The organism is Metabacillus niabensis (assembly GCF_902829255.1).
Classification (GTDB): domain Bacteria; phylum Bacillota; class Bacilli; order Bacillales; family Bacillaceae; genus Metabacillus; species Metabacillus niabensis.
Genome location: NZ_CADEPK010000050.1, coordinates 1 through 24,643 on the forward strand (window position 1 = coordinate 1; position 24,643 = coordinate 24,643).

A 24,643-nucleotide genomic window follows, 5' to 3' on the forward strand; every position below is an offset into this window, starting at 1 on the left:
TCCTTAGGAGCTTTCGATTACCTAATCCGCAATTAATAATAAAAAAATAAGTTTAATCATTAAAAGTCACTTTACTGTAAAAAGTAAGGTGACTTTTTTATTAGGTGCTTTTTTTAAACTTTTTTTAAACTTTTTTTAATTGTTTGAAGCGAAAGTGAGAGACTCATGCTTAAAATACGTTTGTAGGTAGACTCGAGGAGAAGACTTCTAGACCACCCACGTAAGTACTCCTGTAGCAGAATAAACACCCAAGCTTAACAGTACTTTTAGTGGAAACAAACTTCACTTTTCAAATCATAGTACTCCAATTAGTGTTATAATCACAAAATAGCTTCAATAGTAATGATGAAACAATGAAATTTTACTTATTCAGAACGATATCCTTGAACTAATGACGCTAATGTTATATATTGGGCTTCGTCATCTTATATAACTTATGACAATTAAATAATAGAACGAACAATAGAAAGGTGTATGTATAATGCAAGAGAATCCAACATTAAAACAACGGCTGGGATTAGCGTTATTGCTAAGCATGCTTGGCGCTTTAGGCCCGCTAAACATTGATATGTACTTACCATCCTTCCCTGATATTGCAAATGACTTGGAGGCTCATGCTTCGCTCGTTCAAATGAGTCTAACAGCATGCTTAATTGGACTTGCGACAGGACAACTCGTAGTAGGACCAGTCAGTGATGCTTATGGTCGTAGAAGACCATTGTTAATTTCGATTACATTATTTGTACTTGCTACATTACTATGTGCCTTTGCACCTTCAATTGAAATTTTGATTGCTGGTCGCTTTTTACAAGGACTGACTGCGTCTGCTGGTGTTGTCATTTCCCGTGCAGTCGTTCGGGATAGTTTTAGTGGTAAAGAATTAACGAAGTTTTTCTCACTCTTAATGGTTATTAATGCTGTTGCACCATTGGCCGCACCAATCGCTGGGGGCGGGATTTTATGGTTCCCAAATGCAACATGGAATACAATTTTCTTTGTACTATCAATCATCGGATTAATTATCGTAATCACTATTTATTTCAAATTGAAAGAAACACTCCCCGTCGAAAAACGCATGCCAAGCTCTTTCGGACATACAATTCGTACGATGGGATCCTTAATGAAGGATCGCTCGTTTATCGGCTATGCCCTTACACTAGGATTTGTACATGGTGGTAGCTTTGCTTATGTATCAGGTACACCATTTGTGTATCAAGGTATATACGGTGTTTCACCACAAATGTTTAGTATCCTATTTGGTATTAACGGAATTGCGATTATAACAGGTAGCTTTCTTGTTGGTCGCTTAGCAGGAATTATCGAGGAAAAGCGATTACTAAAAATTGGTGTAGTTACGGCAACGTGTGCAGCTGCATTTTTATTTGCCATGACAATCATTAAAGGACCACTTGCACTTATTGTTATTCCAATTTTTATTTATATGACTTGTATGGGAATCGTACTGACAAGCTCCTTTACCGTAGCCATAGCCAAACAGGGGCATCGCGCAGGCAGTGCGAGTGCATTACTCGGAATGCTCCCTTTATTAATTGGCTCGATCGTTTCTCCGCTTGCTGGAATAAATGAAACGTCCGCTGTGCCGATGGGAACAATTATCTTTACTACAACACTTCTCGGCTCGGCCGCTTTATTTCTATTAGGGGAAAAGTCTCCTTCTCTAAGTAAATAGTAAAAGCGTACATACTATTTTTATAGAGAAGCATTTGCGAAGAATGCTAGAAAAAGGATTATTGAAACCGTACCAATCCAAGTTGGAGAGTATTGAACATTTATATTTTGTTTGATAATCTTAGGAGATTTTCAAATAAAACGAGGGTGACTCAAAAGCAAAGCTTCGCCCCCCCAAACACAATATACAACCTAATGATGAGGTTAGTTTACTATATATCAGTGTTTGTTGGAGGGGGCAGCTCCTTTTGAGTTACCCTCTACTAGTTTTTAGCCGTGTAAATCAACTCTAGGTTTTATGACCTTAAAGCTGTTCTCCGTTTCTTCTACTTCATAAATCTTAGCTCGAGACTCTGGTGTACTAAATGGTTGATGAAGAATAAGCATCCATTCATCTTCAAATGTTTTGAAAAGCATTCCATGTCCACTATCACCTTCGACTAATGGTTCAAGCTGTTCCCAAGGTCCTATTAGCTTCCCTGACTTTGAGCTAGCGATTGTTTGGACATAGCTATCATTTTTATAGCTAGACCATAGCATCACTAGATGTCCGCCTTTTGTACGATACAATTGACAGCCATCAGAAACATAAACAGTAGGCTTTACATCTGGCTTTCGTTCAGCATTTATCCACGGTGCATCTGAAGCTTTAAATAGATGAAGAGGTTCACCATCTGCGCAAGACAAATCAGCCATAAGCGGAACCGCCTCAAATGTCCCATCTATTACTTGAATCCATTCATGACAATATACCATCCATGGCTTTCCACCCTCATCTACATACAAAGTGCCATCTAATGTCATGAAAGTGCTAGGAGGAACAGGTCCATCCGTTTTTAGTAATTCAAACGGACCGTCCGGTGAATTAGATACGGCAATGCTAGTGCCTCGAAGATGATTGGTTTTCCAAACCTCTGGTGGCTCTGCAAGGATCTTATCTCTATTATGAAGTGTGACGAATAAATAATATTTATTATCGTAGTGATGAACCTCAGGTGCCCATGTCCCATGCTGTGGATGTGCCCACGTTCCATCCGGGACTTCAAAAACGACATAAGGGCCCTCCCAGTTTAGTAGGTCTTTGCTTTTATAAACAAGTACACTACTTCTCTCTAAATCCGTTAATTCTGGAATTCCTGTCGTATAAAGATAATAAGTATTTGTTTCTTTATGTGACAAGACAAACGGGTCATGAGCAGGAATATTTTTCAGCCTATGTCCCTTTATAGGATTTGTTGTATCTGACGCTTTGTTATACGGCATTTTCAGCATCTCCAAACGATTATTTTTATTCTTTTAGCTTCTCGCCTAAGTCGAAGATTCCGTTTCCGAATACTCTTGCTTAAATGAGAGTTCTTTCAACTCCTCTGTCCTTTCGCGTGATCACTTTTCTTAAGATTTAAAGAAAGTAACACTATTAATCAACATTAATTTCAACAGATGAGCTTTCCAAGCCAACAGATGATGTTTTTAAAGTAATGGTTCCTGCTTTGTTAGTAGACTTCACATATATTAATAATTTTCCATTGTAGGCTTTTCTGTTTGTTTCTTTATAATTCTGATGACTTATAGGGTTGCTGCACTCAATTCCGATAATTTCACCAGGTCCCTCAATCTCACAATCAATTAAATTATCTGCATCATAGACAAGGGTATTATTCTTATCTAGGATTTGAACTTCTACATGTGCTACATCCTGTTTGTTCGCTTTTAATGTATTCGTATCAGAAAGTAACTCTAACTTAAAAGGGTCATCAGCTGTCTTTAATTCAAATGAACAGCAAATGCTACCGTTCCTTTTACCAATTGCCTTAATTGTCCCCTTAGCATATGGAATGTCCCAATAGATCGTTCCATATGGAAAGTCTTTACGCTTTTTTACACCTAATGATTCACCATTTAAAAGTAACTCTACTTCAGGACAATTTGTACAACAAGCAACCCTGACAATCTCTCCTTCATTCCCCTTCCAAGCGCAGATAACTTCATGGTCCCAATAAATTTGCCCTGGATTCTCTTCCTTGATAGGTGTTAAGCCGATATAGACCATGTCGTGATCAGACCATTCACTTTGTTTAAAATAGTATAAAGGCTTTTTGAAGCCAGCAAGATCGAGCATTCCAGGAGTTGCATGACGTACTGGCCATCCACGTGCTTCTCCCAAATAATCAATCCCTGTCCAGATAAACTGACCTGATATAAAATCATTTTGTTCGACAGCCATCCATACATCGTGATTTCTTCCATTTTCACTTCCGTAAATTACTCTATTAGGGTATTTTTTATGGTCTTCAATATAACGAAATTCTTGATAATTATAACCAACTACGTCTAGAGCATCTGGAAACTCAGTTTCATTTGACATTATAACACTTGCTAAAGCTGCTGTTACAGGTCGGGTCGGATCATAATGCTTTACAACACTCGCCAGCCTTTTGGCGATTTCCCCCATTCTCTTTGCTTCAGGTTTTTCAGCATTATAGCGCTCTTCAAGTACTGGGTGTGAATATGGATCATTCGGATAATCAATTTCATTCCCAATACTCCAAAAAATAATCGACGGATGGTTTCGGTCTCTTAACACCATGTCCTTCAAATCCGTTTCTGCCCATTCAGCAAATTCAGAAGCATAGCCATCTAAAGATGGTTCACCTCGATTCCATCCCTCTACCCACTTATTTTTAGGAAATTCCCACTCATCAAATGCTTCATCCTGAACTAAAAATCCATATGAATCACACATATCCAGTAATTCTGGTGCAGGGGGATTATGACTCATTCTAATCGCATTCACACCAGCTTCTTTTAAAAGCCGCAAACGACGATGCCAAACCTTTTCAGGAACAGCCGCTCCGAGACACCCCGCATCATGATGGATACATACACCTTTTAATTTCAAGCTTTTACCATTAAGAAAAAAGCCTGAATCCACATCGAAATGAAATGACCGAACACCAAGCGGCGTGGTCACCATATCTATCACTTCACCACTTTTTCTCATTTTCGTTTCAACACTATATAAATACGGATGATCAGGTGACCAAAGATTTGGTTGTTCAAGAAAAACAGAATGCTCAAAGTTAAGTTCATGATTTGCTGGAATCTTCTCGATAGATGAACAGGAGATTACTTCTTTTCCATTAGCATCTTTAATATGATGTTCTATCTGAATTGTAGCTTCGTCTTGAAAATCATTTTTCACACTTGTTTGAATATGGATTTCAGCCTCTTGTGTTGATATGTTCGGTGTCGTAACAAATACTCCATATGGCTTGATATACACATTATCTGTTATATTGATAAATACATTTCGGTAAATACCAGAGCCTGGATACCAACGAGAATCAGCAAAATCGGAATGATCTACTTTTATAGCAAGAACATTTTCCTTTGTTTCAAAATTCACATATGGAGTCAGGTCATAATGAAATGAGCTGTAACCATATGGTCGTTTACCAAGAAAGTGTTCATTTATCCAGACTTCACTATTTTTATAAATTCCATCAAACTGAATAAATAGCTTCTTTCCTTTAATATTTTTAGGGATAGTAAATTTCTTTCGATACCAACCGATCCCACCTGGTAAATACCCTGTTGAGCTTGCATATTCCTTCTTAAACGGACTTTCAATACTCCAATCATGTGGCAAATCTAATGTACGCCAAGCTGAATCATCAAACTGAATTTTATACGCATCAGAATTGTCACCTTTTAAGAATTTCCAATCAAAGTTAAACATTCTACTTTTTACAGATAGATTCCAGTCTTGAGTTAGTACATTTGACATAATCGCTACACCCCTTAACAAGTGATTGTAAGTGTTTTATTTAAAGCATTTTAGACTGATAGAATAAGGGCTATCAAGCAAGTATGATAGCCCTCTGTTCACTTAACTTTCATCGTTCGATTAATTGCCCTCTACAAGCTTTTTATATTCATCCATTTGCTTTTGGATTTCATTTAATACCTTCTCATACCCTGCTGCTTCTAATCTCTTACGCAAGTCTTCAACAGCTTTTTCTGGGTCTCCTGCTTTACCGAAGGCAATTGCGGGTACCATTTGAGCAGTTACTTGTGATAAAGCAGCAAGCTCTGCTTCTACAGGAGTACTATCGAAAACAAATTGTCCATATGGATATGGCTTCTTAATTTTATCGTACTCCGCGTAAATCTCAGACATTCCCTCCCACTTATCAGCACTTGGAATTTCGAACTTGTCAACACGCCCACCCCAGAAGTTAGAAGCGAAGGAATGCTTTGTTTCATCATAGCCTTCAGGACGAACACGTTTGCCGTCTTTAATTTCATATTGTACGCCTTCAATACCATAGTTAAATAGCTTGTAAATTTCCTCATCATTGCGAAGTAAATCGTATACCATTAACGCCCGTTCTGGGTTTTTACTTTTCGCTCCAACAGCAGTAGCTCCGTGAGTAATCGACATTGAAATTAAATTGTCTCGTGTATCAGACCATGCAAACATATCGATTTCTGATCCTGGTTGTTTTATGTCCATTTGTGGACGCAAGCCTGAAAATGTTTCAGTATGATGCTGGTCAGCTCCTGTCTTACCAGCTTGGAATAATGCCCGAGTGTCTCCTTTGTAGTTTAATACATCTGCACGCCAGTAGCCTTTATCCGCCCAATCTTTCATTAGCTTTGCATAATCGACAAAAATATCTTCGAACACCGGACTCATAATTGTATATGGATCCTCATAGGATTTAGCCCAATAAATCGGGAATACTCCTGTAGCGATTGGAATTTCAATCGCATCTGAATAAGAAGTTGTATATCCCCATGCAGTTGTAACGTTTGTTCCTGGTGTATCCCATGGAATGACACCTGGTTTATTATCGATAATACCTTGGAAGTACTTACCTAATGTTTCAAAATCCTCAATAGGTTCTGTAATTCCAAATTCCTTGGCCCAATCTGTACGATAGAAAAAGCCATGGTTTACCCATTGTGTAAAGGAGTCCTCAGGGATCATCACAATTTTGTCATTATATTTTGTTTGCTCCCAATTTTCTTCAGATACTTCCTCCCAAGTTTTAGGAGCGTATGTTGGAAGTAGCTCAGTAATATCCATGAATGCACCTTTTTGTGCATTTCCCCACGCATCTAACCAGTCAGTTGCTGTGATAATTAAATCAATAGGTTCTCCCGACGCAAGAGTTAGATTATACTTTGTCATATAATCCGCCCATTCAATCCATTTTATTTCAAGATGAGCGTTTACTTTTTCTTTTAATTTAGCATTTACTTGTTCCATTACTTTTTCTAATTGACCGTTTGTCGGCTTATCTCCCAATGTCATCATCGTAATCGTAACAAATTCTGACGTATCAATTTCCCCATCTTCATTGACCTTTGTGCTTGGATTTGAGTTTTCTGAATTCGTTTGACTAGATCCATTACAGGCTACAAGGCTAAAGGTCAACAGCATTGCCATGAACAGTACTAATAGCTTTTTCATCTTTACCATATAATTGCCTCCCTTTACTTAATTGTTCTTTCTATGAAATGAGGATGTTCCCTCAGACCATAACCAATTATCCTTTTACTGCTCCAACTGTAATCCCTTTAATAAAGAATCGTTGTACAAAAGGATAGAAGAGAATTACCGGACCAGTTGCAATCACTGCTGTTGCCATTTTCATCGTTTCCAACGGTATTTCCTGTGGTGCTACATTTGAAGCTGCAGCAGAATTCCTTATGAAGTCAGCACTTGTAATAACGTTATAGAGAAATAACTGTAACGGTCGATATTCCATGTTCGGTGATAGGAATAGCATTGAGTTGTACCATTCGTTCCAATAGCCTAACGCAATAAAGAGACCGATAGTAGCTAAGGCTGGTGTTGACATTGGAAGAATTAATCTGAGAAAAATCGTAAAATCACCGGCACCGTCCATTTTTGCAGATTCTGTAATTTCATGTGGGATTGATTTAGTAAACGCTTTCATCATAATGATTAAAAACGGACTTAATAATCCTGGAAGAAGTACTGCAAGATAATTATCTTTAAGATGTAAATATTGTGAGATTAACAGATAAAACGGCACTAATCCACCAGAAAAAAGTGTTGTGAAGTAAATATAAAATGAAATCTTATTTCGATAGTGGAAGTCCACTCGCTGTAATGCATAGCCTGTCATGGCGACAATGAACAAACCTAATGCTGTACCAACTAGCGTAATTCCAAATGTTACAGCATATGAACCTATAATAAGTCTTGGATTCCTAAAAACAATTTCGTATGCAAACGTAGTGAAATCTAGTGGCCACAAGGAAAAGCCGTTTTCCATAATCGCCTGCTCTGATGAGAAGGAAGATGAAACGATTAACACAAAGGGTAAAAGACAACATAAGGAAAAAATCCCGATAAACCCATAACCGATTATACGAACCATTATGGTCGATAAGTCTATATTCCGCCTACTCGTACTTTGCATAAACAATTCCCTCCTTTAAAACAATGAATTTTCTGGCGAGAATTTTTTAACTAGCCAGTTTGCAGTAATGACGATAATAAATCCAAATACTGATTGATATAAACTAACTGCACTTCCAAGAGAGAAGTTGAAATTTGTCATTAATGTACGGAACACATACGTCTCAATAATATCCGTCGACTCATAAAGCATTGTATTATTTGCCCCAACTAAATTGTAGAACAAGCCGAAGTTTCCTCGTAATACTCCACCTAAAGAGAATAGGAGTAAAATGATGAAGGTTGGTTTTAGCCAAGGGATAATGATATATCGAATTCGTTGGAATGCATTTGCGCCATCAATTTCAGCTGCTTCTAAAATCGATTTGTCCAGACCCATAATAGCAGCAAAATAGACGATTGAGCCGTAGCCTGTAGATTGCCAAAGGAAGGTCACAACGATGATATAAGGCCATATTGCAGGATTAGAATATGTTTGAACTGGATCCATTCCGATTGATTTTAAAAATGAATTTAGCGTACCATAATCGTAGCTAAGAATGTTATATGCTAGTAAACCAATTAGAACTGCAGATATAAAATGCGGGAGAAACATAATCGTTTGTGATACTTTTTTGAACCATTTACTTCGAAGTTCGTTTAGCATAATTGCGACACCGATTTGTAGGAAATTACCGAGAATAATAAATGCTAGGTTATAAGCAACTGTATTAAAGGTTAGCTTCCATAAATCTCCTGTCATAATTAAAAAGCGAAAATTTTCTAAGCCAACAAAAGCGCTTTCAAATATTCCGAGTGAATAATCATAATTTACAAATGCAAGATATAATCCTGGCATTGGTAGATATGCAAATATAGCAAAGAAAATAATTGCAGGTAAACACATTAGCAGTAGGGTTCGGTTCTTCCACATTCTTTTAAATACAGATTCTTTCTTCTGTTTTTCAACAATTGTTGTCTGTGACTGCACAGTTACGGTTTTCATATAAATCCCCCCTAACAACATAATCTTAATAATGTAGCAGCAACCAACTTTACCAAATAAAGCGACAATATTATCTAGTTGATTACTAATCTCTTACCATACTCAATATTTAAAAAGACTTTCTTATTTAAAAGAAAGGCTTGTTACATCTATATGGAGAAGATAAATGTAATAGAAACTAGAAATGAAACGGGTTTCAAAAATGAATAATTAAAAGATGGACGACTTCTTGATTAACTCTTTCTTGGATGATTTCTAGAATGGACATGAAATGGGTTTCAAAAATTAATTGCAATGTTTCTTATTCATTATTTTTGCCTTGTAATACCAATATTGTAAGCGGTTACTACAATTCCCATTATATTCATACGGCAAATAAAAGTAAATACAATTATTTTGACAAATTTCTATAATTTTTTTAAACTCCCCTCTAGGAAGGCGCAAATATTGAAACGGGTTTCTAAGTGCACTCATTAGCTGTTCCCTCGCTCTATAACTTATCAAAGGGAACAGCTAAACTTCTTAGTATGAATAATTGATTACTTATTTCTCATTTGTGAAATCTTTACGAGGAGTTATAAATCCTTTATCTGAATCCCCTTAAGCTTGAAAGAATACGAGTAGCATTTATCAGCAAATAATGTGAATTCTGGATGTGTTTTTTGCCCCCAGCTATCATCCCCACCGACACCCATTTGTAGATCATTTATTCGAATCACTGTCTTAGCACTTTGAGGTAATTTATATCCATGATCATGTTCTTCAAGCTCAAAAGGTGTATAAGGTAAGGCATTTACCTCAACTGTTGGGATTCCCGATATCTTTAAGCCCACCCCTTGCTGATTAGAAAGCACCGCCCATCTTACACCTGTTTTATTTCCGCATTCCTGAGGTCTTAAATATGGAACATATTGCTCTTTTACTTTACCTGTATATAATCCTATTTTAGCTCCCTTTTCTTTATCACAGTAATTTTCATAAGGTCCTTTCCCATACCACGTAATCGTATCAAATGAACCATCTAATGTTGTCATCATTCCGACCTCAGGTATTTCGGGAAGATCCTTTCCAGGCTTTAGCTTATAGTCTACTGTTATTTCTCCATCACCCGTAATAGTGTAAATAATCTCGCACGTGGACATTGTGGTTGGCAAACTGTAAGCAGTTGTAATGATAGTCGCACTATTTTCTACATCCACTAAAAACGATGTGAGAACTTTATTCATTCCAGCTTCTCTCCATACAGAGCTACGTTCATGTAATTTATTCCCACGGTCATTGTCTGTCATCGCACGCCAAAAGTTTGGCGACAATTCATTTTCAAGCAAATGCGTCCCTTTGAAACTATATGATTCTAGCGAGCCATTGTTTTTATTAAAAACAGCATGAAAGGATTCACCCTTTATTGTTACATCATTTTCTCCTACCTGTACTTTTGTATCTGGAAAGTTAATTAATGGATAATCAAATGTTGCTTTTCCTGTAGGAATGACAAATTGTTCAAAAGCAAGCTCATGTCCCTTTTGAGCCCAAATTGTGTCATTTTTCAAATGCAAACTTACAGTTAAAATGTATTCATCAGACTGTTTAAAGTCTTTTGGAAGGGAGAATGCTAGGTTTATCGTTTTTGACGAACATGGTTCTATCTCTATTTTAGCTGTACCCTTTTGGATGAATACTCCGTTTTCCGCTAGCTGCCAAATAAGTTCGAATTCCTGCAAGTTTGTAAACAAATAGTTATTTGTTACATTAATTTTTCCTGCTTCTAGATTATTTACTGTAAAACGGACATTCTGATAGCACTTTTTCACCTCAATAATTTTCGGTGAGATTGTTCCATCAGCAAAAATAAGACCATTCCCAGAAAAATTCCCATCATGTGGAGTTTCTCCAAAGTCACCGCCATATGCTAAGTAAGGCACTCCATCCTTTGTCTTTGCTTCTAAAGCTTGATCCTTCCAGTCCCAAATAAAACCTCCTTGAATGATCGGATACTTTTCAAATAAATCCGTATACTTGAAAAGGTTTCCACAGGAATTGCCCATAGCATGACTATACTCACAAAGTATATACGGTTTCGGATTTTCTGCATTCTCGGCATATTCAGCATATTTTTTTACACCCTCAGGATTAATATACATCGTGCTTTCAATATCTGAGGCTGCTTCTGATTTGCGATAATGAAAAATACCCTCATAATGAACAATTCTTGTCGGGTCATTCTTTTTAAGAAAATCATGCATTTTAAGAAAGTTCTCTCCACCAAATGATTCATTTCCAAGCGACCAAACAATAATCGAAGGATGATTTTTATCTCGTTGAAACATGGAGTTACATCGATCAAGGACGTTTTCCTGCCATTCAATTTTGCTCCCTGGCACTGTATCTTCTAAATCCTTTTGCCCATATTTCCATGTTCCATGTGTTTCAAGATTTGTTTCATCAATACAATACAATCCGTATTGATCACATAATTCGTACCACAATGGATGATTAGGATAATGAGAGGTACGGACAGCGTTTATATTATGCTGCTTCATGAGTTTAATATCATGAACCATTTCATCATACCCAATTGCTCTACCTTTATCAGAGGCAAACTCGTGACGGTTTACACCTTTAAAAACAATTCGTTTTCCATTGATTTTCATGAGGCCGTCCTTTATTTCAAAGGTACGGAAACCAACCCTACAGCTTTCTGTCTCTATAATGGTTCCGCTTTCATTTTTCAATATAAAAACAAGTGTATACAAGTATGGTTTTTCTGCACTCCATTTAAATGGATTTTTTACAATTGTTGAAGCATAGAGAGACATAAAGGATTGATTATTCATGTCCACCTTTATTTGAATTGGCTTCTCTAAAACAGGATTAGCATCATTGTCATAAAGCACTGCCTCTACCGTAAACCCTTGAACTGTTTTCTCAAATACATTTTTGATTTTTGCTTCGATATTCAATTTTGCATCCTTATAATCAGAATCTAACTCTGTCGTTACAAAGAAATCATTGATATGAACCTCTGGTGTTGAATACAAATAAACATCGCGAAAGATTCCGCTTAATCTCCAGAAATCCTGATCCTCTAACCAGCTTGCATCACACCAACGATATACTTCTACCGCTAGCTTATTCTCTCCATCAATTAAATACGGAGTAATATCAAACTCAGCCGGTGTAAATGTATCCTCACTATATCCAACAAATTCACCATTCACCCACACATAAAAGGCTGACTCTACTCCTTGAAAGCTAAGATATACCGGCTGGCCTTTCCAATCTTCTGAAATCGTAAATTTTTGAATATATTGCCCGACAGGATTATAATTTACTGGGGCAAAAGGTGGCTTTATATCCTCTTTTCCTTCCCATGGATATCTGAGGTTTGTATATTGCGGATAGTCATATCCTTGTAGCTGCCAGTGTGACGGAACCTTGATCTCATCCCAATTTTCATCGTCATAATCCATCATAAAAAATGCTTGATTTCTCATTTCCGGATTCTCATAAAATGCGAATTTCCACCTTCCATTTAACGACTGATAAAATTCAGATGCAGTTCGCTCTCCTTTTAATGCCTCCTCAACAGTCCTATATGGCATTAATGTCGCATGTGCATCCAAACGGTTCAATTGAAAAATTTCAGGGTTGTTGTTCCACTCTGGATAGCCATTTTTAGGGGGAGTATAGCTATACTTTTTCAGCTGTTTGATCATAAGAATACCTCACTTCCATAAATGTAAATTCCAAACGCTCTCTAAACCACTTCATGAAACCCGTTTCATGAATTTTCAAGTTAAAGGAATACAGAGTTTTATCATAGTAATATTCATATCTATTACATTATATTCCTTTTAACAAGAAACCCTTTTCATAATTATCGTACCTTACTTTTAGGTAATAAGCAATATTTTCCACATATTATTCAGAAAGTAATTTACAAGAATCTCTTAATATGAGTGAAGTTGGAACAACCGTTTCTCTCTCTGCATCCCTTTCATTTATTAAATCTGCTAGAACATTGATAGCAGTTTCCCCTAACAAATCGTAATTTTGACTTACAGTCGTAATCCCAGGAGGGAAATGCTCTGCCAAATAAATATCATCAAACCCAACAACAGAAACATCATCCGGAACCTTTAGCCCAAACTTTGTTAGAACTTTTATTACCCCGATCGCTACAAAATCATTTACACAGATTACCGCTGTTGGTCTCTCCTTTAAATAGAGCAGCTGTGCAGCAACCTCTTCACCAGATTCAATGCTAAACCCATTGCCAAAAACCCAATCTTTATTGACATCTAATCCTTTATTATTCATCATTTTAACAAACGTGTTCGTTTTTACATCTGTTGAACTTATTCCTTCTATTCCACCGAGGAAGCCAATTTTTTTATGATTCAGATTAACTAATAATTCAACAAGCTTTTCAATTCCCGATTCTTCATCTGTTCTTACAATATGCGCATCAACTCCTGTCATTTGCCCATTCACAAAAACGACAGGTATTCTTTCCATCACTTTCTTCATTTCATCTGCGTACTTTTGTTCGGTATCAGTGTCATTAATTCTTCCACCTAGATATATAATCCCATCCACCTGTTTTTCTACTAAGCTTTGTAAATATTTTGATTCATTTTCCGAGCTGTTCATCGTATTGCATAAAAACGAAGTGTACCCTAATTCCAAAGCATGTGCTTCACTTTTTTGCACTAATGTTGAAAAAAATGGATGATTGATGTCTGGTAGAATAAAACCAATCGTCTTCGATTGCTTGTGTAATAAGCTCCTTGCTAAACTATTAGGCCGGAAATTATATTTTTCAATTACATCAACGATTTTCCGCATTGTCTGTGGACGAACCTTTGCATTTCCCGTAAGTACTCTCGAAACTGTAGCAGGAGATACATTCGCTTCTTTAGCAATATCATAGATTGTTATGTTTTCCTTTTTCATAGCTTTCCTCCATCGCTTATAATTTCACTGCAATCTTGAAGGTTTTTTGAAACCCATTTCATTTAATTTAAATGCAATATTATCCATAAGTCAATAAGTATCTTGATTCAACTACCTTTTGAACTATATATCGTATTCTTTATCGCTCTCTTTTTTCAAATGTATGGTCATAGTCGTTGATTCATAAATTGCCAACCTCTTCTCTATATACTACTATTGATTCCTTTGATCAAGTATTGAACGGGATAACTTTTTTACATCTAAAATCTCCTACATCTAGACTTTCAATCAAGTTTTCTCTATATTAGTTTTTAAATAGGGGGTTGTTTAATGAAAAATAAAATGGATTCACGTGAAAAAATACTTCAAACTGCCTCACGTCTCTTTCAATTACAGGGGTACCACGCAACTGGTTTAAACCAGATAATAAAAGAAAGTGGTGCACCTAAAGGCTCGCTTTATCACTACTTTCCAAATGGAAAAGAGGAATTAGCTATCGAAGCAGTTAAATATACAGCATTATTTATTGAAAATAAAATGAAACAAACGTTGGATAGCTGTTCTGATCCAATTGAAGCGATTCAGCTTTTTATTCGAGAAACTGCCAGTCAGTTTGATCATCCAGAAACGATCGAGGGAATTCCCGTTGGACTCGTTGCAAGTGAAACTGCACTATTGAGTGAGCAGTTACGTGAAGTCTGTATGAATGCGTTTAAAAGCTGGGAATCAATCTTCACTGAAAAATTGGTTCAAAACGGTTATGAGGTAGAAGTAGCTCAAAAGGCAAGTATGCTAATAAATACGATGATTGAAGGTGGGATAATGCTCTCAATTACCCAACAGAACAAATCATATTTCTTACTAATTGAGGAGCAAATCCCACACTTAATTAGGAAAAAAGGATAATATTCATTTATCCTTTTTGATGGTATTATATAGACTGGTCTAATTAATGCGATTCCGAACTAGTCTATAGGAGGTCTTTATGACAACATTATTTAAGCACTCTCTTCAGGAAGAAAAGGTTCCTTATTTACTAAGAAGCGGTGAAGGTAAACGATATTTATTTGGCAGACAGGTTGCTACAGTTATGGCTGATGAAAAGAGTACTGGTCAGCTTTTTGAACAGGTATTAATTGCAGGAGGGAAAGGTGACCAGTTTCCTTTACATCTTCATAAATCGACTCATGAAGCCATTTTAGTCCTTGATGGAAAGCTTAGGCTGACACTAAATGGAGAAAATCATCTTCTATTGCCTGGTGATTTTGCCAATATTCCCGCTGGTACTATTCATTGTTATCAAATGGAAAGCCATCGGACCAGATTTGTTTCATACACAATGGGAGGAAATCTTTCTGCGATTTATTCAACTATCGGTATACCTTATGATAAGATAGAATACCCTCCACACGTAAATCAAGAAATTTCCAACTCACTTTTAGAAAAAGCTGAATCCATTGCAGATGTTAAACTATTTCTCAATGAGCAGCCACCATCTACAACAGCGTTGCTTGTTGAAAATGCAACTCTACCAACAGATGTTGTTCCATATGTATTAGAATCTGGAGAAGGTGATCGACTTCTAACAGGTGATCAGCTCCATCGGATTGTTGCAACACAAGAGAATACGAATGGGCAATTTATCGTCGTTGTGTCAGAGGGACCAATAGGAGAAAAAATTCCTGAGCATTACCATGAACAGCATACTGAAACCTTTTTTTGCCTAGAGGGTCAAATGACAATGTGGGCAAATGGAGAGGAAATCATGTTAAATCCAGGGGATTTTCTCCACGTTCCAGCTAATACAGTTCATTCTTACCGTCTTGATTCACATTATACAAAGGTTGTTGGTTTACTTGTTTCTGGTTTATTTGAACCATTTTTTCGAACATTAGGTGATCCATACGAGCATTATATTTTTCCAAGTGAGCCTCAACCATTACGATTTGATCGAGTTATTCAAAATATTGAGCAATTAGACTTAAAGGTAATCGGCAAAAATAATTAAGTATATTTAAGTGGAAACAAAAGATGTTTAGAAGAAACTTAATCTTTTTATGCATGTTGAGTAAAGCTACTAACGTTTATAAGTACTACAAATGTATTAAACCGAAAACACCTTGTTCTTCTACAGTGACGGTCCTTTAATAATAGGATGAGATAGTAGATAAGCTCTCTTTAGTTCATCCATGAATTCTTATGCAATCTACGCAAAAAAGCCTACATTTTTCTACATGTAGGCTTATTAATTATCGAACAAGTCAATTGAACTTTAAACATACAAAGAATCGATAATTTCAATTACCTTCGAAAGCTCTTTTTCCTTCATACTATTTAATCTCATATGAAAGGCTTCAAATTCTAGGTTCTCAGTTATCTTATTAGGAACAATTACACATTTCAATCCTGCAGCTATGGCTGCCTTTGACCCGTTGACGGAATCTTCAAAGGCAATTGCCTCATATGGTTCTATTCCCAAATAATGAATGACATTCCGATAAAGCGCAGGATCCGGTTTTACTTTTTCTACGTCATCACGAGTTTGGATAACATCGAAATAATCGAGAAGATTTAACTTTTTCAAAAAATACGTTACCCACTCTCTATTTGAACTTGATGCTAACCCTATTTTCAAACCTTTAGCCTTTGCTTCCTTTAAATAGTCTTCAACACCATCTCGCGCAATAGGAGACTCAAGCCTTTCCTTATGAAGCGTATGTGATTTTTCAATGACCTCCTCTTGTGTCATTTCACCGTTTGATTTACTCACTATATAATGATAGAGCTCTGTGGAATCAGTCCCTATATATTTAGCATATTCATTAATTGGTAGATCACCAGAATTTATGTTTAGCAAATCACAAAATGATTCATATAACGCGAATTCGGTATCAATGATTAACCCATCAAAATCACAAACAATCGCTTTAATCATGTTTCTCACCTTCAGCTTTCTTCAATAGATTTACGAAAGGATTATTTTGTTGCTTTTACGATGAAGCTTTCCTCACCGTATTGCTCGAGCCAGTCTTTTCTAAATTTTTCAACATTCTCTTCAATTGAAGGATGTGCAATAAGTGCCTCTATTAATTCAGGTGCGGCAGTAATTCCGTGTGCGCCTGCTAAACAAATGTTATGAATCTGTTGAACATTTTTAAAGCTTGCTGCTAATACTTTACAAGATAAATGATGACGTGTGAATATGTCTGTAATTTCACTAACAACCTTTACACCATTTCCTGTCAAATTATCAATTCGATTCACATAAGGGGCAACATATTCCGCACCAGCTTTAGCAGCTAAATAGGCATTCATTGGAGTATAAACTGTTGTTGCTAATGTACGGATTCCTTCTTGCTTAAGTAGTTTAATTGTTTTAATGCCTTCCATCGTTACTGGAACCTTTATAATTATATTTCCAGATAAAGTTTCGCAAATATATTTTGCTTCTTCTACCATATCTGTCGCATTTTTAGAAATTACTTGAACAAAAAGCTCTTTTTTATCACCAATTACAGTTCTTATTTCTTTTAATAAGGGTAAGTACGGCTTTTTCTCATTTACAATAATACTTGGATTTGTTGTAACTCCATCGATCGGAAAAAATTCAATTAACTTATTAATCTTTTCAATATTCGCTGAATCAATTACTAATTGCATACTTACTACTCCCTTTCTAAGATAGAATAATAGCTTAACTCTTGCTATTCATTTTCTTTTAAAGACGCTACAAAAGTTAAGCTAGTATTCATTCATCGTTTTATGAAAAAATTTGAATTTTATCGCCTATTTTTACTTCTTTAATCTCAGTTTCCTCTAAATATAAAGTGCCTGGTAATTCAGGAGTCTTCGAACCATCAAATTTTAAAGTAATATGACCTAGTGAGGATAAATTCTTTTTAACCGCATCACCTACAGCGGTAATTCTATATTCATTGTTACCTAATTGAAGCGTGTCACCAACTTTAATGTCATCTTCAACAGCATTCACATCAATTAAAAGGCAATATTCAGCTAGTTCTGCTGGTGCATTTTCACCAAATAAAATTAACATTTTTTCACCAAGGAAATCTGATACCGATGGACCGATTTTATTGATTTGTGTCTCAAATTTAGTTTGCATTGAAAAATACTCCTTTTCATTCATAATTTTCTTATAGGAATCGATTTCATCTTGACAGGATCCTCCAAAAGTGGAGGAATCCTGTCCTTATTTATATTTTAGCTGCTTTAAAACTTAAAAATAGAGCGAAAATATCAACTATCGTATAAGCCAAAGCTTGCTAGCCAGGCTATAAAGACTGTTGGTGCACCCGTTAGGAACCTTGAATAGAGAACCGACGGAACTCCTACCTCTACTGTTTCAACATCCGCTTCTGCCAATCCAAGACCTACTGGCACGAAGTCAGCTGCTGCTTGTGCATTAATGGCAAATAGAGCAGGTAATGCTAAATGAGCTGGAATATTCCCTTTTCCAATTTCAACCCCAATAAGTGTACCAACTACTTGAGCAATAACAGCACCCGGTCCTAAAAATGGAGATAGTAGTGGGAACGAACATACTAGAGCTATGACAATTAATCCCCATATCGAACCTGCAAACGGTGATAGGAATTTCGCAAACAGATCACCGATGCCAGACTCAAGAATAACACCGATAAGCATTGCAACAAACGCCATAAACGGAAGAATTGTTTTGATTACAGTATCAATTGCTTCACGGCCAGCTTGATAAAAAACACTAGTTATCGAGCCCATTGCCATACCAACTCGTGCCATAATACCTTTTGGCTTTTGTTGTTCACTTATTTTCTTGCTCGCATCATATCTAGGCTCTTTTACTGTGCTATCATTGCCCTCTTGAACAGCAGCTACTGTTGTTTCTACTGCACTGCCACCGTCTGCCAATTGAATATTTTCAGACTTTACACCTGAAACATAGATATCCTCAGTAATATGCTTAGCTAATGGACCACTTTGTCCTGTAGGCATAATATTAATTGTTGGAATTCGTTTTTGAGGATATAGTCCACAACGTAACGTACCCCCACAGTCTATAATTACACATGCCATTTCGCTTTCAGGAACAGATGTTTTAAACCCATCGACAAGTTCGCAACCAGTTAGTTCTGCAATTCTCTCTGCGATATCTGGTCTTTGTCCCCCTGTAATATAAACAACCTTATTTTTTTCTGCTGTCGGGGTAATGACTAATGGTCCGCCGAAGCCACCTGCACCTTTTGTTATTTTAATTGATTGAAAATTTGTCATTTTTCCCACCACCTATAATTGAACTGTATCTTTTAATTTCACATTTTGCTGTTTAGCAACATACGCTGTTGTTAAATCCGTTACCCAACCTCTTAAAAAGTTTGTTACAATCCCTACTAAGAAGTAACGAAGTGCTAATTCTGTCACATCATGTCCTAATGTCGTAATCCCTGCTGATATCCCAAGGAAAACAAATAACTCACCTGGATTTACGTGTGGAAACAATCCATTATGCGTGTGACATGAGTATGATGCTGCAGCATAGTAACTCGGTTTATATTTTTCTGGCAAAAATCTTCCAAGTGATAGTGTCATCGGATTCGCTAAAACAAACGTTCCAATGACGGGAAGAATAAAATATCTTGTAAATGGATTTTTCCCAGATTTTCTAGCAAGTTTTTCGACCCGCTCTTCCCCAACTAAACGAACAAGTGCATTCATCGCAACTAATAGCATGATTAATAACGGTACAATATCCGTAACTAGACCAACAAATGTTTCTCCACCTTTACGGAATAAATCCATAAAGCCTTCTGCTAAATTAATAATAATATCCATTATTTCAACCCCTTCTCATTTCTTTCTTTTAGGAATTAAAAAGTCTATCCAACCTTTTTTCACTTGCAGCTCGCCACCTTTAGAAATAATGTCATAACTTCTAAGAGCGTCTGCAATTGCTAGTCTTGTTAATTTATCAACACCTTGAAAATCTTCCTCAGAAATTTTCAATAAGTATTTGCCTTCAAACCCCTTTAACTCTTTAACTCGAGAAAATACGGTCACACCTTGCATTTTTGCTGCCTTTAAGATTTTATTTCTTTTATCAATGGCTATCATAACAACTGTCCCGGCACGAAATGCTCCTGTTTTCTTTCCGATTGCAACTCTTCCCAATGCTCGCATTTCAGCATATTTTTTGTTGAAATGTCTGATTTGCATAAACCCAAGGATACTTTGTACAAGCCATGCAGCTCCAATTAAAATAATTAAATATACTATCATCTACTCTTTTTCCCCTTTCATGATGTTCCTCATTAGTTGCTCGACTGTTCAATCACCCGCATAAATTGTTCATATGTGCTTACATTCGTTAATTGATCAATAATTTGTTGGTTATTAGCAATACGTATAATTTCGTCGTAAATCTTAACAATTAAATTTTCATTATGATCATTTTGTCGTTCTGGCAGACCAAGTAAGAAAACAAGTTTTACTTCTTTCCCATCTGCAACAACGTTTTCAGGAAATACTCCAATTGCAAGCTCAATTGATTCCGAACGATTGTTAAAAGTATGAGGAAAGGCAATGTAGCGATCAAACACCATGGATCCTTGCTCTTCTCTTTCTTTCAAACGCTCTTTAAAGCCAGTATCGAGATGACCATCCTCTACTAAATATTCAATCATTTCTAGCACATTTTCTTGATAGCCTTTAGTCGAGTCTAATAAGAAAAATTTCTCCTTTGTAACAAGATGTGTAATCATGGATTGATAGTCATTCGCATTATGAATCTTTAATTTTTTCATATATGTTACTTTTTCGATTTCTCTAGAGACATTACGTTCATCAAAAATCTCATTAATCATAATAAAAGGAGCACTCGTTTCAAAGGACAGCTTCACTGTTGAAAATACAAGATCGTATTTATCTAATATCACTTTTGTTGCTTCTTTTTCTGAGAACAGATCTATTTCTGTATTTTGATTGAGAACACGTTGTAATTGGATCGCTACTAATTTTGCTGTTCCTCTACCAGTTCCACATACAACAGCAGCTCTTCGAAATCTTTTTTCTTTTAAATCACTTTGGCCAATAAACACTCCAAAATAGAAAGCTAAATAACCTAATTCATCCTCAGGTACTTTAAGCCCATATCTATTCTCAACAACTTGACCAGCAATCTCTGCCATCTTGTAAGCAACGAAGTATTTTTCCTTCACATCAGCTAGTAAGGGATTTTTCAATCTCAATCCAAAAATTAATCGATTTAACATGAAAGTTAGATGATATTGGAGATCTTTAAAAAAAGACTCATTTTCATAAATAATTTCTTTCTTAAAGCCAACATGCTCAATGATTTGCTCTAATAATTTTTGCACATCCTGTGTAATTGCAATGTCTGCTAATGTCCGATTGTTTGTAGGTGTTCTTCTCCCGGCAATCGGTAGGGTGATAAACAAAATTTCAGCCTGAGGAATCTTAATGGGAAGCTGATTTTCTATTTTCTGTACAATCTCTAATGCAATTTGATAATCCATTGTCCCCAATAATTTTTTATGTTTTTCGTCTACTTCATTAATTGGGTGATCTTTCAAGATTCGATCCAGCATAATAATAATAAATTCCATTAATCTAGCTTGGGTTGTCGATTCTAGGTTATGCTTATTTGATATCATCTCAATTGCTTCAATAATGTCAGTATCTAATGGGTAATCTCCGTACAAAACATCATAAAGATTATCAAGAATGTAGAATCGGAGATCCAATTCCTTCCCCTTCAGCTCCATACCTCTATTTGGCTTTCCTTGAATGGTAAGACTATACGTTTCCAAGGAAACAGCTGCCTTTTTAATCTCATTAACCAATGTTGTTCTACCAATATGCATTTCAGATGCTAGATCATCAAGCGTATACGTCTCTTCACTATTCATTAAACGGTCAATTATAAAGGCAATTCTCCCCTTTTGAGAGTTTAGTGTATCGTCCTTTATTCTGTTTTTTTCTAGTAAAGATTCGAATGCTTGTTTATCAATTATATCTAAACGATATCCCCTACCTCTTTCATTTATAATTGAAGCTATTCCTACTAAATCATCATTTAATTGCTTAAGATAATTGCGAACAGACCTTGTACTTACGTTCAATGCATCAGCAAATTCTTCTAGAGAATGGTATTTACTTGTTCGAGCAATTTCCAGAATTTGAGCTATTCTTTCATCAAATATTATGTCTGACATTGTTAGCACCTCTTTCTAAAATGGATGCCATTATAGTTTTCCCCGTACGAATTGGCATCCATAGAGGCTATGATTTGACCCTTATGCCATCAACCGCGGGATTTACCGCCTGAGATATTAAATGTTGTACCTGTTATATAACTTGCACGATCAGAGGACAAGTAAGAAACAAGATCAGCAATTTCGCTTAGTTTCCCTTCACGCCCTAAAGGAATAGATTTACTATAATCTGTTGATAAACCATCTACGGTTACACCGCGAGTATATGCCAATGCTTCATTATAAGCATCTGTTCTCAATCCAGTAGTTTCAATAATTCCAGGCGCAATTGCAACAACACGAATATTGTGTTTTCCTAATTCCTTTGCCCAAGCACGTGTAAATGCAATGACAGCTCCTTTTGTAGCAGAGTAACAACTTTGTCCTGCAGACCCTTCCTGACCAGCTTCCGAAGAAACATTTATAATGACACCATTACCTTTCTTTAACATCTCTTTAGCAGATGCTTGTGCGAAAAGATATGGACCTTTTTGATTAACCGCAACCATAAAATCAAAATCTTTTTCACTTAATTCATATTCAGGTTTTTCACCCTGATCGTCAACTAAAAGTCTTGGAAGATTGACACCTGCATTATTTACTAGGATATCCAATGATCCAAATAACTCTACTGTTTTTGAAACTGTTTGATCAACACTTACCTTATTCGTTACATCACATTTCATAAAGTAAGAGCCATTAGATTGTTGTCCCTCTTCTCCATTCAGATCCGCAACAACTACTTTCACACCATTGTTTAAAAGCTCATTCGTTATATTTAAGCCGATGCCAGAAGCACCACCAGTAACGATAGCAACTTTCCCTTCTAATCCAAGCCAAGAACTACTCATTTGTAATTCCCCCTTCTCTATACTTTTTATGAAAACCATTTCAATTACAAACTCAGTATAATCATAGAGCTATGAAGATTTAATACAGTCTTTTTCACACTTAAGTGAAAACGGCTGTATTATTAAGCTTGTCAATTACTGAATAATAAGACACTTGGAGTGTTAATGCTGCTTTTTTCTAATATAAAAATACCGAGGTGCAAAATTATTGCACCTCGGTATTTTAAATATTACTTTATTTTCGTAGTTACTAGTCTAATAGAAAGGAAAAAAAATATTTAATACGGATTCTTTACAAACCTATTAAAGCTACCTAAGATTAATAAAAAATACTCGTATTTAGAATTTTACAAAACAGCTTTTATATGCTACTTCCTCCATATGCTTTCACCAAAGCGTTGTACTCATCTATTGTTATTGACATTACACCACCGTGCTTAGAATTTACAGGAATATCTAAATCGTCATTACTTCTTGTAAACTGGGCTGATTGTAAATCTGTCGTATAATAAGGGATATATTTCTTCTCTATCTCATAATGGTCAAGCAATAAACACCATTTATTGCCTTCTTTTAATTTAAAACAAGCAGGACCCTCAACTCCTATAAGATCTTTTAGATTCGTCTCGAGAGTAGTGAACTCGCCTAGTAAACTATCAGAAACTTCTACAGTTATGCTTTTAACCGTTTCGTCCTTTGAGAAACGATAATATTTACCGTCCTCTTCAATAATCGTTGTATCAATAATATGGTTGTTTCTTTCAATATAAAGTTTAGGCTTGGTAAAGTTTTTAAAATCCTTTGTTTTTGAATAAAATATTTTTTGTTTATCAGCACCAAAGTTTTCTCTTGATGCCCAAAAAACTAGAAAATCATCGGTTTCTTTATCATATATTGCTTCAGGAGCCCAAACACATCCTGTAGTTTCAGGACCAACCTTAATTAAACGTTGTTCTGACCAAGTGATTAAATCCGTAGACTCCCACACAACAATATGCTGACTGCCCGATTTTTGTACCTCGTCCCAATCCTTGCGAAAATACATAGATAAATCTGTACCTATTATGTAAAATTTATGATCGATTGGAGAACGGACAATAAATGGATCTCTTACCCCCTGTTCACCTAGCTTTGAGGTTAAAACAGGCTTCCTATCATTTAAAGTCTCCCATCTTATCCCATCCTGACTAACGGAAAAATACACCTGTTCTAAGTCAGCCCTACTTTCATTCTCATGAATAAAATGGACAAATAAATATGCATGATCTTCAACATTTATCACTATGTTTTCTCCCCTCTGATTAACCTGTAGAATCATAAATTCTAGGTTTCTTAAAAAGCAACAAATTTCCCGCCATTCACCCGTTGTGTAATCGTTTACAAATCTAGTTATTATCCATTATAAGAATACATGCACATGTAATCAATAATAATCGTT

At 36.0% G+C, this 24,643-nt stretch carries 19 protein-coding genes; 3 read left to right on the top strand and 16 right to left on the bottom strand.

Features of this window, described 5'->3' with window-relative positions; genetic code table 11:
- The first annotated feature begins 481 nt into the window (after window positions 1-481).
- Window positions 482-1,690 carry a Bcr/CflA family efflux MFS transporter gene (locus tag HU235_RS06630; RefSeq protein ID WP_174879704.1) on the top strand — a complete coding sequence of 403 codons (1,209 nt, stop codon included), beginning with the start codon at window positions 482-484 and terminating at the stop codon, window positions 1,688-1,690.
- Window positions 1,691-1,959: 269 nt separating this feature from the next.
- Here HU235_RS06630 and HU235_RS06635 read toward each other — a convergent pair whose 3' ends face one another.
- The 7 genes from HU235_RS06635 to HU235_RS06665 all read right to left on the bottom strand — a co-directional run bounded on the left by HU235_RS06635 (window position 1,960) and on the right by HU235_RS06665 (window position 14,087).
- Window positions 1,960-2,952: a glycoside hydrolase family 43 protein gene (locus HU235_RS06635; RefSeq protein ID WP_095298459.1), complete on the bottom strand. Its 993-nt coding sequence runs from the start codon at window positions 2,950-2,952 to the stop codon at window positions 1,960-1,962.
- A gap of 154 nt (window positions 2,953-3,106) precedes the next feature.
- Window positions 3,107-5,476: a glycoside hydrolase family 2 TIM barrel-domain containing protein gene (locus HU235_RS06640; RefSeq protein WP_233452152.1), complete on the bottom strand. Its 2,370-nt coding sequence runs from the start codon at window positions 5,474-5,476 to the stop codon at window positions 3,107-3,109.
- 120 nt (window positions 5,477-5,596) lie between these two features.
- Window positions 5,597-7,177, bottom strand: a complete 1,581-nt coding sequence (locus HU235_RS06645; protein WP_095298457.1) for an ABC transporter substrate-binding protein — start codon at window positions 7,175-7,177, stop codon at window positions 5,597-5,599.
- Window positions 7,178-7,244: 67 nt separating this feature from the next.
- Entirely contained in the window at window positions 7,245-8,147 is a 903-nt protein-coding gene (locus HU235_RS06650) for a carbohydrate ABC transporter permease (protein WP_095298455.1), read from the bottom strand.
- A gap of 15 nt (window positions 8,148-8,162) precedes the next feature.
- Window positions 8,163-9,059: an ABC transporter permease gene (locus HU235_RS06655; protein ID WP_370877232.1), complete on the bottom strand. Its 897-nt coding sequence runs from the start codon at window positions 9,057-9,059 to the stop codon at window positions 8,163-8,165.
- Window positions 9,060-9,706: 647 nt separating this feature from the next.
- Window positions 9,707-12,847: a beta-galactosidase, LacZ type gene (lacZ, locus tag HU235_RS06660; RefSeq protein WP_174879705.1), complete on the bottom strand. Its 3,141-nt coding sequence runs from the start codon at window positions 12,845-12,847 to the stop codon at window positions 9,707-9,709.
- Between the two features lie 205 nt (window positions 12,848-13,052).
- On the bottom strand, window positions 13,053-14,087 hold the full coding sequence (locus tag HU235_RS06665; RefSeq protein WP_174879706.1) for a LacI family DNA-binding transcriptional regulator: 1,035 nt from the start codon (window positions 14,085-14,087) through the stop codon (window positions 13,053-13,055).
- Window positions 14,088-14,417: 330 nt separating this feature from the next.
- Here HU235_RS06665 and HU235_RS06670 point away from each other — a divergent pair, with 330 nt between their 5' ends.
- Together HU235_RS06670 and HU235_RS06675 are read left to right on the top strand one after the other, a co-directional pair.
- Window positions 14,418-14,993, top strand: coding sequence for a TetR/AcrR family transcriptional regulator (locus tag HU235_RS06670; protein WP_174879707.1), 576 nt, complete (start codon window positions 14,418-14,420; stop codon window positions 14,991-14,993).
- Between the two features lie 79 nt (window positions 14,994-15,072).
- Window positions 15,073-16,095 (top strand): quercetin 2,3-dioxygenase, encoded by a 1,023-nt coding sequence (locus tag HU235_RS06675; RefSeq protein WP_174879708.1) that lies wholly within the window; start codon window positions 15,073-15,075, stop codon window positions 16,093-16,095.
- A 264-nt stretch (window positions 16,096-16,359) separates the two neighbouring features.
- On the opposite strand, the gene HU235_RS06680 is transcribed toward HU235_RS06675, so the two are convergent.
- The 9 genes from HU235_RS06680 to HU235_RS06720 form a co-directional block, all read right to left on the bottom strand.
- A complete protein-coding gene (locus HU235_RS06680) occupies window positions 16,360-17,022 on the bottom strand; it encodes an HAD family hydrolase (RefSeq protein ID WP_174879709.1) in 663 nt (220 codons plus the stop codon).
- 41 nt (window positions 17,023-17,063) lie between these two features.
- Window positions 17,064-17,747, bottom strand: coding sequence for a fructose-6-phosphate aldolase (locus HU235_RS06685; RefSeq protein WP_174879710.1), 684 nt, complete (start codon window positions 17,745-17,747; stop codon window positions 17,064-17,066).
- A gap of 100 nt (window positions 17,748-17,847) precedes the next feature.
- On the bottom strand, window positions 17,848-18,210 hold the full coding sequence (locus HU235_RS06690) for a PTS glucitol/sorbitol transporter subunit IIA (protein WP_095298441.1): 363 nt from the start codon (window positions 18,208-18,210) through the stop codon (window positions 17,848-17,850).
- Window positions 18,211-18,344: 134 nt separating this feature from the next.
- Complete coding sequence (srlE, locus tag HU235_RS06695) at window positions 18,345-19,358, bottom strand: PTS glucitol/sorbitol transporter subunit IIB (protein WP_095298439.1); 1,014 nt, start codon at window positions 19,356-19,358, stop codon at window positions 18,345-18,347.
- Between the two features lie 12 nt (window positions 19,359-19,370).
- The gene (srlA, locus tag HU235_RS06700; protein ID WP_095298438.1) at window positions 19,371-19,916 is read right to left on the bottom strand and encodes a PTS glucitol/sorbitol transporter subunit IIC; all 546 of its coding nucleotides are present in this window, start codon (window positions 19,914-19,916) and stop codon (window positions 19,371-19,373) included.
- Window positions 19,917-19,931: 15 nt separating this feature from the next.
- On the bottom strand, window positions 19,932-20,360 hold the full coding sequence (locus HU235_RS06705; RefSeq protein WP_174879711.1) for a transcriptional regulator GutM: 429 nt from the start codon (window positions 20,358-20,360) through the stop codon (window positions 19,932-19,934).
- Between the two features lie 32 nt (window positions 20,361-20,392).
- Entirely contained in the window at window positions 20,393-22,315 is a 1,923-nt protein-coding gene (locus tag HU235_RS06710; RefSeq protein ID WP_174879712.1) for a BglG family transcription antiterminator, read from the bottom strand.
- Between the two features lie 89 nt (window positions 22,316-22,404).
- Entirely contained in the window at window positions 22,405-23,205 is an 801-nt protein-coding gene (locus HU235_RS06715; protein WP_174879713.1) for an SDR family oxidoreductase, read from the bottom strand.
- 361 nt (window positions 23,206-23,566) lie between these two features.
- Window positions 23,567-24,487 (bottom strand): glycoside hydrolase family 43 protein, encoded by a 921-nt coding sequence (locus HU235_RS06720; RefSeq protein ID WP_233452153.1) that lies wholly within the window; start codon window positions 24,485-24,487, stop codon window positions 23,567-23,569.
- Window positions 24,488-24,643 lie beyond the last annotated feature (156 nt).